We start from the raw sequence: 12,802 nt of genomic DNA on the forward strand, positions 1-12,802 counted from the left end.
TTTCGAAGGGGACGCGCACTTCCCCAGGAGGTTCAGATGGCAGCTCCTGCCCAGTCGGTCGGCGTACCGGCGATCTCGTCCCGGTTACTCGTTCTTTCCGCGCTCAGCGTCGGTCTGTTGCTGCTGCTCGCCTATCTGGTCGGGTTCGACCAGGGGGCGGTGTCGCAGTCGGGGATGTACCTGCACGAGCTGATGCACGACGGCCGGCATCTCCTCGGCGTGCCCTGCCACTGATCAGATGCGCACCTTCGGACAACTCCTGGTGCGCGGCCTGATCGCCGGACTCTTCGCCGGCCTGCTGGCCGGAACCTTCGCTTACGTGATGGGCGAGCCGCGGGTCGATGCCGCGATCGCGATCGAAGAGGCCAACGCGGGCGCGCACACCCATGACCAGGGCGGCGAGCATGAACACGCCGCCGAAGAAGAGCCCCTTGTCAGCCGTAATGGCCAGAAGGCCGGCCTCTTCCTGGCCACCGGCCTGTCCGGTGTCGCCCTGGGTGGCATCTTCGCCGTTGCCTTCACCCTGCTCCGGCGCAAGCTCCGGACCGGCAACGACGCGTACGCCGCCCTCGGCCTCGCCGCCGCCGGGTTCATCGGCGTCGTGCTCGTGCCGTTCCTCAAGTACCCGCCGAACCCACCGGCCGTGGGTGATCCCGAGACGATCACCCGCCGTACCGTCACCTACCTGCTGACGATCGTGATCGGCCTGCTCGCGGTCTGGGCCGGTGTCGCGCTGTCGCGCTGGACCGCCCGGTACGGCGAAGTGGCCCGGCTGGCCGGTGGTGTCGCCGGACTCGTGCTGACCGTGGCGGCGGCGTACCTGATCCTGCCGCGGATCAACGAGGTTCCGGACACGTTCCCCGCTACGCTGCTCTGGCAGTTCCGGTTCGCCTCGCTCGGTACGCAGGCGACGCTGTGGCTCCTGCTCGGTTTCGGGTACGCCGCCACGGTGGCCCGCCGGCCATCCGAACAGAAGGTGTCTGTTTGAGCTCGTTGACGCTGGTCGCCCACGCACTGACCCCCGCGCTGCGCGGCCTCGTCCTCGGCGGTGCGCCCGAGCCCGACACGGCAAGCGTAGAAGCCGCCCGCGAACTCAAACTCGAGGCCGACGCCACCTACACCGGCCCCGAGCCGGCCGCCGTCCGCACCGCCGAAGCCCTCGGCCTCACGCCAACCATCGAGTCCGCCCTCCGCGACCGCGACTACGGCACCTGGTCCGGCCACGACCTGGAAGACCTCCTGGCCGCCGACCCCACCGGCGTCGCGGCCTGGCTGGAGCGCCCCCACACGGCCACCCCAGGCGGCGAAACCGAGAACGACGTCATCACCCGCGTAGCCGACTGGCTGGGTGATCTCGTGGAACGCCACGATGAACGCAGCACCCTGCTCGCCGTCGTACACCCTGCTGTCTTCCGCGCGGTCGTCCTCTACGTACTCGACGCGCCCGCGGAGTCGCTGCGCCACGTCGACGTCCGCCCCTTGGCCACAGTCAACCTCTCCCACCACACCGGCAGCTGGTCCCTGGCCTTCCACTGACGGGTGTGGCGGACGAGGGGCGTGAACAAGAACTGGTGGCACGAAACAAGGCATTACCTGTCGAAGGCCTCCACAGGGTGTGCACAGCCCCGAGTTGTAACCGAAGGGTCAGTTGGTTGCTGCGCGTTCGGGGGCGCTTCGGAGGATGCAGAACTCGTTGCCTTCGGCGGGACGCTCGCGTACGGATCGCCGGGGTGGTCCTCGTCGGGGCGCTCGGTGCGCAGGACCTGGAGCCAGAAGCCGGCCAGTTCGTAGGGGTTGTGGCTGTCGAAGGTCACGGTCCGCACGCGAGAAGTCATTTCCCGACCCTACTTCCGGAACACGAGCCGGTCCTCGGGGTTTTCCGCGTCCTGGTACGGCGTGAAGCCTGCCGCGACCGCCAGTTCGGTCAGCTGCTCCGGCAGCCAGCGATGCACCCAGATGTCCATCGGGAGGTCGCCGTACCCGGAGGTCTTGTGGTTGGACTCCTCGCCGACGTGGAAGCCCATCAGCAGCACCCCACCAGGCGCGAGGACGCGGTGGAACTCGGCTAGGGCCTGCGGTACGACGTCGCGCGGCAGATGGATGATCGACCACCAGCTCACTACCCCGCCGAACGACTCGTCGGGGAACTCGAGTGCTGTCATCGAGCCGACGCGGAAGTCGAGCTCGGGATGATCGCGACGGGCGACGGCGAGCATGCCGGGGGAGAGGTCGAGCCCGATCACCGGGCTGGGCTCGGTGAGGAGGGCGGTGCGCGCGGCGAGGATGGCGGTGGTGCGACCGGGGCCACAGCCGGCGTCCAGGATCGGGCGGCCGGCCGCCTGCTCGGCCACGAGGTCGAATCCCTCGATCTCCCACTCGGGACCGTCGACCACGCGCTCGGCGTACGACACCGCCACCGTGTTGTACGACTCCCGGATTCGTTCCAGAGCTTCTGTCATGGCGCGACCCTAGGAGGCCGCGCCGACAGAATTCGATCAGGCTTTGCCGAGTGCCTGCTTCTGCTTGCCGAGACCCTGGATCTCCAGCTCCATCACGTCACCCGGGGACAGGTACGGGAAGCGGCCGGACAGGGCGACGCCCTGCGGGGTGCCGGTGTTCAGGATGTCGCCGGGGCTCAGCACCATGTACTGCGAGACGTCGCGGATCAGCGCGGCGACGGAGAAGATCATGTCGCGGGTGTTCGAGTCCTGCCGGATCTCGCCGTTCACCCAGGACTTGAGGTCGAGGTTCGCCGGGTCGACCTCGTCGGCCGGGATGAGACCCGGGCCGAGCGGGTTGAAGGTCTCACAGCACTTGCCCTTCGACCACTGGCCGCCCGACTCCTCGATCTGGAAGGCACGCTCGGAGACGTCGTTCGAGACGGCGTACCCGGCGACACAGGCGAGGGCCTCCTCGTCGGTCTCGACGTACCGGGCGGTCTTGCCGATGACGACGGCGAGCTCCACCTCCCAGTCGGTCTTGGCCGAACCGCGCGGGACCAGGACCTCGTCGTACGGGCCGACGACGGTGTTCGGGTGCTTGAAGAACACGATCGGCTGCTTCGGGGGCTCCGAGCCGGACTCGGCCGCGTGGGCCGCGTAGTTCATGCCGATGCAGACGACCGCACCCGGGTGCGCGATCGGCGCACCGACCCGCAGGCCGTCCGTGGCGGCTGCCGTCAGCTCACCGGCCTCCAGTGCGGCACGGGTCCGGGCGATGCCGTCGGCGGCCAGGAAGGCGCCGTCGATCTCGGCGGTGAGCGGGCTCAGGTCGTAGACGGTGCCGTCGGTGGCGCGCACGTACGGGCGCTCCTCGCCGACCGCGCCGAGGCGCAGCAGTTCCACAGGTGTCTCCTACCTCAGGACGGAATCACTCTTGGTCGAACATCGGCCGCAGCCGCTCACGGGACGCCTCGATGTGCGCCCGCATCGCCGCGGCCGCCTCCACCGGGTCGCCCTTGCGGACGGCGGCCACGACGGTCTTGTGCTCCCGCAACGCCTTTGTCGCGATCCCACCGCCGTAGTACAGCCGGAAGAGGTGCAGGTGGCAGTGTGTGCGGGCGAAGGACAGCCGCGCGGTCTCGTTGCCGGACAGCTCCAGCACCAGGTCGTGGAAGCGCTGGTCATGCGCCGCCATCGCCCGGTAGCTCTCGTACGCCGGCCGGTCCGGCACGTCGGTGTAGCTCAGCATCTCGTCCTTCAGCCGGACGAGGTCCTCGGTGCCGGCGCGCTCGGCGGCCCGACCGGCTGCCCAGGGCTCGATGTGCAGCCGGAACTCGAACAGGTCCTCGAACTCGGGCCGGCTCAGCCGCGACGACACCCGGTAACCGCGCAGCGGCTCCTTGATCACCAGGCCGTCGGACTCCAGCCGGGCCAGCGACTCCCGGATCGGCGTCTGTGAGATCCCGAGCTCCCGGGTCAGGGCGTCGATGTTCAGCCGGGTGCCGGGCTCGACCACGCTGTCCATGATCAGGCCCTTGACGGTCTCGTAGACGTCGTCACTCAGCACCTGTCGCTGGGGCAGGCGGGCCAGCTGCCCCGCCAGACCCACATGCGCATCCGTCACAGTCGCTCCTCCCGAAGGACCCTATTCTGCCCGACTCGGCATCGTTACCTCGACGAGTCTTGACGGCTCCAGTGTGAGGCGGCAGCATCAGGTTGGCAATATCCTATAGGATCTGGAGCCCGCCATGACCGTCGCCCTGCGCCGAACCGCACTCTGTCTGGCCGCCGTCGCCCTCGTCGCGACCGGTTGCACGACCAAGCCCGCCGACTCCACCTCCGGCGGCGCCCCGAAGGACGACGCGTCCACCGGCACCAGTTCGGGCCCGGTGACCCTGAAGGACGGCTCCAAGGTCAAGCTAGCGCTGATCCCGGGTGGTGCACACCCCTATTTCCAGCCGTGGAAGACGGTCGCCGCCGTCGACAAGGCCGACTTCAAACTGGGTGACGCCACCTTCAACGAGACCGGCGAGTGGGATCAGGGTAAGCAGAACAACGTGATCAACTCGCTGGCCGCGCAGGGGTACAACGCGTTCGGCATCTTCGGCGTGTCGCCGACCGACATCAACTCGACGTTCGAGGACCTGAAGGCGAAGGGGTTCGCGGTCGGTTCGCTCGCGTCCTGCCCGGCCGGTGACACGAACGCGGCCGACTTCTGCCTGTCCACCGATGTCGAGGCGGCGGCGTACAAGGCGACCAAGGCGACCATCGAGGCGATCGGCGGCGAGGGTGCGATCGTGCACCTGACCGGCAACAACGTCGACTCCAACACCCAGCGCCGGATCGCCGGGGTGAAGAAGGCGATCGCCGAGACGAACGGCAAGGTCACCGAACTGCCGGTGATCACTGATATCGACAAGGACCTCTCCACCGCCCAGAAGGCGGTCGCCGACCTGCTTGCTTCCAAGGGCAAGGAGATCAAGGGGATCGTCACTACTGCCTACAACCCGGCCGTGGCCGCGGCCGACGGTGTTGCCTCCAGCAAGCTTCCGATCAAGGTCGTGGCGATCGACGACGACGCGAAGATCCTGGCCGGCATCAAGTCCGGTGGGGTGGCCGCGACCGTCACCCAGAACCCGGCCGGCCAGGCGTACATCGGTGGCTGGCTGCTCGCGCTGCTGCAGTCCAAGCAGTGCACGATGAAGACGCCCGGCGTGATCGTGGACTCCGGTTCGTTCGTCGTGACCAAGGCCAACGTCGACACGTACGAGGACGAGCGCAAGGCGAAGACGACGGCCCTGAAGACCGAGTTCGAGAAGCAGCTGAGCTGCCAGTGAGCGCTATCACGCAGGCATCGGCGTACCTGGTCGATCTCGAGGTCGAGACGGTCCGCACCGACGCTGTGCAGTCGTTCCTCAAGCAGGAGACGGTGTTCGTCGCGCTGGAGACGGCTGACGGGCTGAGTGGACTCGGGTACTCGTACACGATCGGTACGGGCGGAACCGCCGTACTGGCGTTGCTGCGGGACCATCTGCTGCCGCGACTGATCGGGAAGGACGCCCGGAACGTCGAGGCGTTGTGGTCCGACCTGTTCTGGTCAACGCACGCCACCACGGTCGGTGCGATCACCTCGCTGGCGCTGGCTGCTGTCGACACCGCACTGTGGGACCTGCGGTGTCTGCGGGCTGCTGAGCCGCTGTGGCGGTTGGCTGGTGGGTATCGGCAGCAGGTGCCTTTGTACGACACCGAGGGCGGCTGGCTGCACCTGACGACAGATGAGCTCGTTGCGGGCGCCCTGGCGTCGCAGAAGGCCGGTTGGCCTGGTGTGAAGCTCAAGGTGGGTAAGCCGCGGGTTCACGAGGACCTGGAGCGACTGCGCGCCGTACGGGATGCAGTTGGTCCTTCTCTGGACATCATGGTGGACGCCAACCAGTCGATGACGTATGCCGAGGCCAAGCGGCGGGCTGCTGCATTTGAGACGGTGGACCTGTCGTGGTTCGAGGAGCCGTTACCGGCTGACGACCTGACCGGGCATGTGCGGCTGGCACAGTCCACTTCGATTCCGATCGCTGTGGGTGAGTCGCTGTACTCGGTGTCGCAGTTCCGTGAGTACGTCGCTGCCGGGGCGGCCGGAATCGTGCAGGTGGATGTGGCGCGGATCGGCGGGATCACTCCGTGGCTGAAGGTCGCGCATCTGGCTGAGGCGTTCAACCTGGAGGTCTGCCCGCACTTCTTGATGGAGATCCACGTCAGCCTGACCGCCGCCGTACCGAACGGCCGGTACGTCGAGCACATCCCGCAACTGCGCGCGATCACGCGGTCCGAGATGTCCGTGGTGGACGGGCACGCGGTAGCGCCCGACGTACCGGGGCTGGGCATCGACTGGAACCCTGACGCCATCGACGATCGGCGTGTCGCATGAGCGCGCCGGTCTCGGAGACCGCCACTCAGGCGCTCCAAGAGAACGCACCGATCGAGAAGCCGCCGCGTGGCACGCCCTGGTGGGCCAACCAGCGGATCGGGTTGCTCCTGCTCGTCGTACTGCTGGGTGTGCTGTTCGGCATCCTGCGGCCGGCGTTCTTCAATCAGCAGCTGGTGATCTTCCCGCTGCTGCGTGACATCGCGATGTTCACCGTGGTCGGGCTGGCGCAGCTGTGTGTGCTGTCGATCGGGCACATGAACCTTGCGGTCGGCCGGATGGCCGCGTTCTCGATGATGCTCACCGGCATCTCCTACGACCTGTTTCACCTCACCCTGTACTCCGGTCTCCTGGTGGGACTGGTGGCGGGTACGGCGATCGGTGCGTTGGCAGGCTGGGTGATCGCGCGGACCGGGGTCAACTCGTTCGTGGTGACGCTGGCACTGGACTTTCTGCTGCTGGGGATGATTCCGCTCGTCTACACGTCGCTGACCGACAATGCGGCGTTCGTGACCAAGCCGCCGGGGATGCGTGAGCTGCGGAACTACTCGCTGGCGGACGTGTGTGTCGGCAACGTGTGCGGGTCACCCGCCGTACCGCAGCTGGCGATCTTCGCGATCGTCGCCATGGTGGTCGTCGGCTGGATCTACTCGCGGACCCGGCTCGGCCGGGAGCTGCTGATGACCGGGTCGTCAGTGAAGGCGGCTGAGTTGTCCGGCATCCCGACTGCGCGCCGAGTGATCACTGCGCACGCGATGTCCGGCTGCCTGGCCGCCCTGGCCGGATTCATGCTCGCCGTCTCGACCGGCTCGATCAAGGCCACCATCGGCGAGGAGTTCATGCTGCCCTCGTTCCTCGGGCCGATCCTCGGCGGCACCCTGCTGGCGGGCGGCTTCGTCTCGATCTGGGGCACCTTGATCGGTACGGCGCTCACCTCGGTGATCCGCAAGGGTCTCGACCTGCTCGGGGTCGGTCTGGAGAGCCTGAACATCTACCTCGGCCTGATCCTGCTCCTGGCACTGTCCACCGACCGGGTCCGAACAGTGCTGTCCGAGCGGCAGGAGGTTCGACGACAATGAAGCGCTTCGCTCGATCGACCGAGATGACGTTGCTGGTCATCGGCATCGTGTTCTTCATCGGGCTGGTGATCGCCTCCGGCGGTGACCTGCTCGCAGCGAATTCCTTGAGAGTGCTACTTCAGTTCCTTGCCGTGCCGATCCTGATCGGATTGGCTCAAATGGTGGTTCTCGCGGTGGGTCAACTCAACCTCGCCGTCGGCGCGATCGGTGGATTCGCGGCGGCGGCAATGGGCGTGCTGATGGCCGATCACGGCGTACCGGTTCCGCTGGCGCTGCTGATCGGGTTCCTGCTCGCCGGGATCGTCGGCCTGCTGAACGGCGTCCTCGTGGTGCTGACCCGGATCAACGGGTTCATCGTCACGCTGGCGACGATGACCATCCTGCTCGGCGTGCAGTACCGGCTGGTCGGGACACGGACTGTCGATGCTTATCCACAAGGGCTGAAGGACTTCGGGTCGGCGGCGCTGTTCGGCGTGGTCCCGTGGATCTTCGTCGTGGCGCTGATCGTGGCCGGGCTGCTCGCGGTGATGCTGAAGCGGACGGTGCCCGGCCGGCAGCTGCTCGCCTCCGGTGGGAATCCGATCGCCGCCCGGCTGTCCGGGATCTCGAACGACCGCTCGGTGATCGTCGCGCACGCGTTGTCCGGGGCGATCCTCGGCGTCGCCGCGATTCTCACTGTCGCCTCGTCGCCTGGTGTGAACAAGAGCATCGGCGGTGACTGGCTGCTGCCGTCGTTCGCTGCGCCGATCATCGGTGGTGCGTTGCTCACGGGCGGATCCGCCGTCGTGCTGGGGACCGTGCTGGCGGCCTTCATCGTGCGTTTCGTGGACACCGCACGGGCCGAGTTCTCCCTCGAGCCCTCCTGGGTGAACTTCGTGGTCGGCGCCGTCGTTCTCGGCTCGGTCGTGCTCGGACAGGTCCGGACTCGTCGGCAGGAGCGGCGTTCGGTGGTGAAATCGCCCGACGTGGCGGTGGCCGGAGGTGTGTCATGACGCTGTTCCAGGCTTCGGAGATCGTGAAGGTCTTCCCCGGTGTTCGCGCGCTGGACGGCGTCACGCTGTCGCTCGAGGCGGGCTCGGTCCACGCCTTGCTGGGTGAGAACGGCGCCGGCAAGTCGACGCTGATCAAGGTCGTCACCGGGCTCTATCGCCCAGACGGTGGCCGGCTGCTGCTAGACGGGCGTGAGGTGTCCTTCGGCTCGCCGCACGAGTCGGCCTCGGCTGGGATCGGTGTTGTCCACCAGGAGCGCAACCTGATCCCCGGCTTCACGGTCGGGGAGAACATCATGCTCCAGAAGCTGCCGACCTCGCGCGGCCTGGTCGACCGGGGCGCGATCCGGTCCGAGGCCTTGCGGTGGCTCGCTGAGCTCGAGCTCGACATCGATCCGGATCAACCGGTGACCGAGCTGTCGGTCGCGCAGGCCCAGCTGGTCGAGATCGCGAAGGCGCTGTCGGTGGAGAGTCAGGTGCTACTGCTCGACGAGCCCACCGCGTCGATCACGCCGAATGAGGCTGCGTTGCTGTTCCGCGTGGTGGAGAAGCTGAAGGACGACGGACGCGCGGTGCTGTTCGTCAGTCACAAGCTGGAGGAGGTCTTCCAGATCTGCGACACGGTCACCGTCCTGCGTGATGGCGCCTCGGTGCTGTCCGGCGGTGCGTTGTCCGAGCTCACCCGTGACCAGGTGGTCGACCTGATGGTCGGCCGGGTCCACGAAGCACTCAACCTGCCCGACCGGACTGTAGACACCTCGGTGGCTCCGATCCTGGAGCTCCGCGGCGTCGGTACGGCGACCGGTCACGCGGAGGTGGATCTCACCGTCCGGCCTGGTGAGATCGTCGGTCTGTACGGTCTGGTCGGCGCCGGCCGGAGCGAGCTGGCCAAGGCTCTGCTCGGTCTCGACCGCATCACCGCCGGCGAGGTCCTGGTGCGCGGCCAGGCGGTGAAGATTCGCACGGTCCGCGACGCTCTGCGCAACCACAAGATCGGTTACGTCACCGAGAACCGCAAGGAAGAGGGCGTCTTCCTCGAGCAGTCGGTCGCGCGGAACATCGCCGTCACCATCTGGGACCGGCTCCGCAAACTGCTCGGCTACGTCCCGGCCAAGTCCGAGACCGAGATCGTCTCGTCGTACGTCGAGCAGCTCGGCATCCGGATCGCCTCGCCGTCCCAGCACGCCGGCACGCTCTCCGGTGGTAATCAGCAGAAGGTCTCGCTGGCCAAGTGGCTGGCTGCCCAGACCGAGATCCTGATCATCGACGAGCCCACGGTCGGCATCGACGTCCGTACCAAGGACGCCTTCCACACGCTCATCTGGGATCTCGCGGCCAACGGTCTCGCCATCCTGCTGATCACCTCCGACCTCCCCGAGATGATCACCCTCGCCGACCGCGTGGTCGTGATGCGCGACCACCGCATCCAGGGCGAGCTCCCGAACACCCACGACTACGACCAGATGAGCCAGCAGGTCATCCGCCTCATCCACGCCGAAGGAACCACCGCCGCATGAGTAGAGTCGACGCCCACCATCACGTGTGGGATCTGTCCATCCGGGACCAGACCTGGATGGTCGGTCCCGACTTCGAGCCGATCCGCCGAAACTTCAGCGCCGAGGACCTGGCGCCCCTCGCAGCTGCGGCCGACATCACCGCGACCGTGCTGGTGCAGACCGTCGGCGTCCTGGCCGAGACCGGCGAGTTCCTGGAAGTTGCTGCTAGCAACGACCTCGTGGCCGGTGTCGTCGGCTGGGTGGACCTGACCGCACCCGATGTGGCCGACGTACTGGCCGAGCTCCAGGCCCGGCCGGACGGTGGCTATCTGAAGGGCATCCGGCACCAGGTCCACGACGAGCCGGATCCCGAGTGGCTACTGCGTCCCGACGTACAGCGTGGCCTGGCCGCCGTGGCCGACGCCGGCCTCGTCTACGACCTGCTCACCAAGACACCGCACCTGCCGGCCGCAATCCGTACCGCCCAGGCGCTCCCACACCTGACCTTCGTCGTCGACCACATCTCCAAGCCGGAGATCGGCGGCCCGCTAGACCCCTGGGCCACTGACCTCCGCGCCCTGGCCGCCCTCCCCAACGTCACCTGCAAACTCTCCGGCATGGTCACCGAGGCCAACTGGTCCTCCTGGACCCCCGCCGACCTCAAGCCCTACGCCGACGTAGTCCTGGACGCATTCGCCCCTGACCGGGTCATGTTCGGCTCCGACTGGCCCGTCTGCCTGCTCGCCGCCTCCTACGCCGACGTAGTAGCAACAGCCGAAACCCTCACAGCCCACTTAACCCCCACCGAACGCAACGCCGTCTTCACCACCACAGCCATCACCACCTACAACCTCACCCCCTGACAACTGGTTGGCAGCTAGTGGCCAACCGGTGAATCACCGCTGAATCAGGCGTATGGTCCGCAGGCATGGACATGCTGAAGGGTGAGCAGATCGCCGCGGCCGACCTGGCCGACTGGCGCAAGCTGGCCCAGGGACTGCATGCCCGCTACCTGGTCGACGACTTCAGCTCCGGCGCACGGCTGGTCGCTGCGGTGGGGGAGGCGGGCGACGCGCTCGGTCACCACCCGCGCGTATCCATCGGCCAGGGATACGTCGACCTCAAGCTGGTCAGCGACGACGCCATCTACCGCGACGGCGAAGGCACCGAACACGTCGTCGAATGGGTGACCCAGCAGGATGTCGACCTGGCGCGACGGATCACCGAGATCGCCGCCGACCATGAGCTCAAGGCCGACCCGGCCTCGGTCAGCGATCTCGAACTCGGCCTCGACACGGAGCGCTCCGCGACCATCGCCCCCGTATGGGCCGCGCTGCTCACCGGAACTGCCGAGGCCCAGGGCCGCGGAACCCCCAGCGACGAGATCCGGGACGCCACGGGTCGGGTGCCGAACCTGTGGTTCGGGGACGCCGACGAGCAGGAGACCCCGCGGCAGCGGTTCCACATCGAGGTCTACGTGGCGCCGGAGGCGGCTGACCAACGGATCGCCGCCGCCCTCGCCGCGGGCGGGACCATCGCCGATGACAGCAACGCTCCCTCGCTCACCGTCATCGCCGATCAGGACGGCAACAAAGGGATCGTGTGCGTCGACATCTCCGCCGCGAAGAAGGATTGAATCGCGATGGCAGCCGAGTCGTCGTACACCATCGCGCCGCTCAGCCCAGAGACCTGGCCCGCCTTCGATGCGATGGTGCAGCGGCACAACGGCATCTTCGGCGGCTGCTGGTGCATCTGGTTTCACCCTGACGGGCCCGAGCGCGGTCAGGGCGCAGAAGCCAACCGGGCGCTGAAGAAGGCCTATGTCGAGCAGGGCAAGGCACACGCCGCACTGGTGATGGACGGCGACGAGGCCATCGCGTGGGCCGAGTACGGCACACCGGTCGAGTTGCCGACCCTGCACCATCTCAAGCAGTACGACGCCACCAAGACCGTGGATCCCGACTACCGAATCACCTGCGTCTTCGTCGACAAGCGCCACCGGCGGCAGGGCGTGACGGAGCTGGCGATCACCGGCGCACTGGACCTGATCGCCCAAGCCGGCGGCGGCCGGGTCGAGAGCTATCCGCACGACCTGACCAACCAGACCAAGAAGATGTCGTCGTCGTTCCTCTACAACAGCACCCGTCGACTCTACGAGCGCCTCGGCTTCACCTACGACCGACCCAAAGGCCTGAAGAACTGCGTCATGGTGAAGACAGTCGACCCCGCCTGAGGTACGTGGAGAGGGCGGGCATGGTGTTGACGGTGTTCGGGTGGAAGCCTGGTTCGAGGTTCGCGTCGGTGTCCTCGCTGGGGAAGAGGACGGGGCGGAAGCCGGCAGCTTGGGCGGCGCGGAGATTGGTGGGCCGGTCGTCGATGAAGTGGGTGGCGGCGGGGTCCAGGCCTGGGTGGGCGAGGATCGCGTCGTAGGCGGCGGGGTCGGGTTTGCGGGCGCCGATGGCGGAGCTGACGAACCAGGCGCCGACGTGAGCGGCGAGGTCGAAGCGGTGGCGCAACAGCTCGGACCATGGGGCTGCGTCGTTGGTGAGGACCAGAGGGGTGATGCCGGACGCATGGAGGTCTCGCAGGACCTGCGGCGCACCAGGAGTTAGCTCGTGGCGGGTGCAGTAGTCGGCGTCGGAGGCGGTCGCGGCTACGCCGAGGGTGGCCCAGAGTTCGCCGGTCGAGATCTCACCCAGGGTGCAGCGGCGGTAGGTGGCGCGGATCTCGGCTTCGGGGGAGGTGCAGCCGTGGTCGCGCAGGTAGGGGATGAGGACGCCTCGTACGACGTTCCCGTGCCGGTAGAGCACGCCCATGGCGTCGAAGACGGCGAAGTTCGGTTGCACGACAGTGAACCTATCCCGGGCGTCGGTCGATT

Annotated in this window: 16 protein-coding genes; 11 read left to right on the plus strand and 5 right to left on the minus strand. The window is 67.5% G+C overall.

Annotated elements, in window-relative coordinates:
* Positions 1–36: 36 nt before the first annotated feature.
* The 3 genes from ACFCV3_RS25760 to ACFCV3_RS25770 are packed head-to-tail and all read left to right on the plus strand — an operon-like array spanning position 37 to position 1,536.
* Entirely contained in the window at positions 37–234 is a 198-nt protein-coding gene (locus ACFCV3_RS25760) for a CbtB domain-containing protein (RefSeq protein ID WP_132413373.1), read from the plus strand.
* A 4-nt stretch (positions 235–238) separates the two neighbouring features.
* The gene (locus ACFCV3_RS25765; protein WP_376033906.1) at positions 239–988 is read left to right on the plus strand and encodes a CbtA family protein; all 750 of its coding nucleotides are present in this window, start codon (positions 239–241) and stop codon (positions 986–988) included.
* Positions 985–1,536, plus strand: a complete 552-nt coding sequence (locus tag ACFCV3_RS25770) for a histidine phosphatase family protein (protein ID WP_376033908.1) — start codon at positions 985–987, stop codon at positions 1,534–1,536. The genes ACFCV3_RS25765 and ACFCV3_RS25770 overlap by 4 nt, the downstream gene beginning before the upstream one ends.
* A gap of 53 nt (positions 1,537–1,589) precedes the next feature.
* Here ACFCV3_RS25770 and ACFCV3_RS25775 read toward each other — a convergent pair whose 3' ends face one another.
* The 4 genes from ACFCV3_RS25775 to ACFCV3_RS25790 are packed head-to-tail and all read right to left on the minus strand — an operon-like array spanning position 1,590 to position 4,065.
* Positions 1,590–1,835, minus strand: a complete 246-nt coding sequence (locus ACFCV3_RS25775) for a hypothetical protein (protein WP_376033910.1) — start codon at positions 1,833–1,835, stop codon at positions 1,590–1,592.
* 9 nt (positions 1,836–1,844) lie between these two features.
* A complete protein-coding gene (locus ACFCV3_RS25780; RefSeq protein ID WP_376033912.1) occupies positions 1,845–2,459 on the minus strand; it encodes a class I SAM-dependent methyltransferase in 615 nt (204 codons plus the stop codon).
* A gap of 36 nt (positions 2,460–2,495) precedes the next feature.
* Entirely contained in the window at positions 2,496–3,344 is an 849-nt protein-coding gene (locus ACFCV3_RS25785; RefSeq protein WP_376033914.1) for a fumarylacetoacetate hydrolase family protein, read from the minus strand.
* A 25-nt stretch (positions 3,345–3,369) separates the two neighbouring features.
* Positions 3,370–4,065 (minus strand): GntR family transcriptional regulator, encoded by a 696-nt coding sequence (locus ACFCV3_RS25790; RefSeq protein WP_132413387.1) that lies wholly within the window; start codon positions 4,063–4,065, stop codon positions 3,370–3,372.
* A gap of 124 nt (positions 4,066–4,189) precedes the next feature.
* Here ACFCV3_RS25790 and ACFCV3_RS25795 point away from each other — a divergent pair, with 124 nt between their 5' ends.
* From ACFCV3_RS25795 to ACFCV3_RS25830, 8 genes are all read left to right on the plus strand, one after another.
* On the plus strand, positions 4,190–5,278 hold the full coding sequence (locus ACFCV3_RS25795; protein WP_376033916.1) for a sugar ABC transporter substrate-binding protein: 1,089 nt from the start codon (positions 4,190–4,192) through the stop codon (positions 5,276–5,278).
* Positions 5,275–6,363, plus strand: a complete 1,089-nt coding sequence (locus ACFCV3_RS25800) for a mandelate racemase/muconate lactonizing enzyme family protein (protein WP_376033918.1) — start codon at positions 5,275–5,277, stop codon at positions 6,361–6,363. Before ACFCV3_RS25795 ends, ACFCV3_RS25800 begins: the two co-directional genes overlap by 4 nt.
* The gene (locus ACFCV3_RS25805) at positions 6,360–7,439 is read left to right on the plus strand and encodes an ABC transporter permease (RefSeq protein WP_376033920.1); all 1,080 of its coding nucleotides are present in this window, start codon (positions 6,360–6,362) and stop codon (positions 7,437–7,439) included. The genes ACFCV3_RS25800 and ACFCV3_RS25805 overlap by 4 nt, the downstream gene beginning before the upstream one ends.
* Entirely contained in the window at positions 7,436–8,431 is a 996-nt protein-coding gene (locus ACFCV3_RS25810; RefSeq protein WP_376033921.1) for an ABC transporter permease, read from the plus strand. The genes ACFCV3_RS25805 and ACFCV3_RS25810 overlap by 4 nt, the downstream gene beginning before the upstream one ends.
* A complete protein-coding gene (locus tag ACFCV3_RS25815) occupies positions 8,428–9,945 on the plus strand; it encodes a sugar ABC transporter ATP-binding protein (protein ID WP_376033923.1) in 1,518 nt (505 codons plus the stop codon). Before ACFCV3_RS25810 ends, ACFCV3_RS25815 begins: the two co-directional genes overlap by 4 nt.
* Positions 9,942–10,787 carry an amidohydrolase family protein gene (locus tag ACFCV3_RS25820; RefSeq protein ID WP_376033925.1) on the plus strand — a complete coding sequence of 282 codons (846 nt, stop codon included), beginning with the start codon at positions 9,942–9,944 and terminating at the stop codon, positions 10,785–10,787. Before ACFCV3_RS25815 ends, ACFCV3_RS25820 begins: the two co-directional genes overlap by 4 nt.
* 65 nt (positions 10,788–10,852) lie before the next feature.
* Positions 10,853–11,560: a VOC family protein gene (locus ACFCV3_RS25825; protein ID WP_376033927.1), complete on the plus strand. Its 708-nt coding sequence runs from the start codon at positions 10,853–10,855 to the stop codon at positions 11,558–11,560.
* A gap of 6 nt (positions 11,561–11,566) precedes the next feature.
* A complete protein-coding gene (locus tag ACFCV3_RS25830; RefSeq protein ID WP_376033929.1) occupies positions 11,567–12,157 on the plus strand; it encodes a GNAT family N-acetyltransferase in 591 nt (196 codons plus the stop codon).
* Here the strand turns inward: ACFCV3_RS25830 and ACFCV3_RS25835 are convergent.
* Positions 12,129–12,770, minus strand: coding sequence for an HAD family hydrolase (locus ACFCV3_RS25835; RefSeq protein ID WP_376033931.1), 642 nt, complete (start codon positions 12,768–12,770; stop codon positions 12,129–12,131). The genes ACFCV3_RS25830 and ACFCV3_RS25835 overlap by 29 nt on opposite strands.
* Positions 12,771–12,802: the final 32 nt, after the last annotated feature.

It is taken from the genome of Kribbella sp. NPDC056345 (assembly GCF_042262745.1).
Lineage (GTDB): Bacteria > Actinomycetota > Actinomycetes > Propionibacteriales > Kribbellaceae > Kribbella.

Coding starts and splice junctions, on each gene's coding strand:
- ACFCV3_RS25760 (WP_132413373.1), top strand. CDS start 37: ATGGCAGCTCCTGCCCAGTCGGTCGGCGTACCGGCGATCTCGTCCCGG.
- ACFCV3_RS25815 (WP_376033923.1), top strand. CDS start 8,428: ATGACGCTGTTCCAGGCTTCGGAGATCGTGAAGGTCTTCCCCGGTGTT.
- ACFCV3_RS25805 (WP_376033920.1), top strand. CDS start 6,360: ATGAGCGCGCCGGTCTCGGAGACCGCCACTCAGGCGCTCCAAGAGAAC.
- ACFCV3_RS25825 (WP_376033927.1), top strand. CDS start 10,853: ATGGACATGCTGAAGGGTGAGCAGATCGCCGCGGCCGACCTGGCCGAC.
- ACFCV3_RS25780 (WP_376033912.1), bottom strand. CDS start 2,459: ATGACAGAAGCTCTGGAACGAATCCGGGAGTCGTACAACACGGTGGCG.
- ACFCV3_RS25810 (WP_376033921.1), top strand. CDS start 7,436: ATGAAGCGCTTCGCTCGATCGACCGAGATGACGTTGCTGGTCATCGGC.
- ACFCV3_RS25830 (WP_376033929.1), top strand. CDS start 11,567: ATGGCAGCCGAGTCGTCGTACACCATCGCGCCGCTCAGCCCAGAGACC.
- ACFCV3_RS25765 (WP_376033906.1), top strand. CDS start 239: ATGCGCACCTTCGGACAACTCCTGGTGCGCGGCCTGATCGCCGGACTC.
- ACFCV3_RS25795 (WP_376033916.1), top strand. CDS start 4,190: ATGACCGTCGCCCTGCGCCGAACCGCACTCTGTCTGGCCGCCGTCGCC.
- ACFCV3_RS25775 (WP_376033910.1), bottom strand. CDS start 1,835: ATGACTTCTCGCGTGCGGACCGTGACCTTCGACAGCCACAACCCCTAC.
- ACFCV3_RS25820 (WP_376033925.1), top strand. CDS start 9,942: ATGAGTAGAGTCGACGCCCACCATCACGTGTGGGATCTGTCCATCCGG.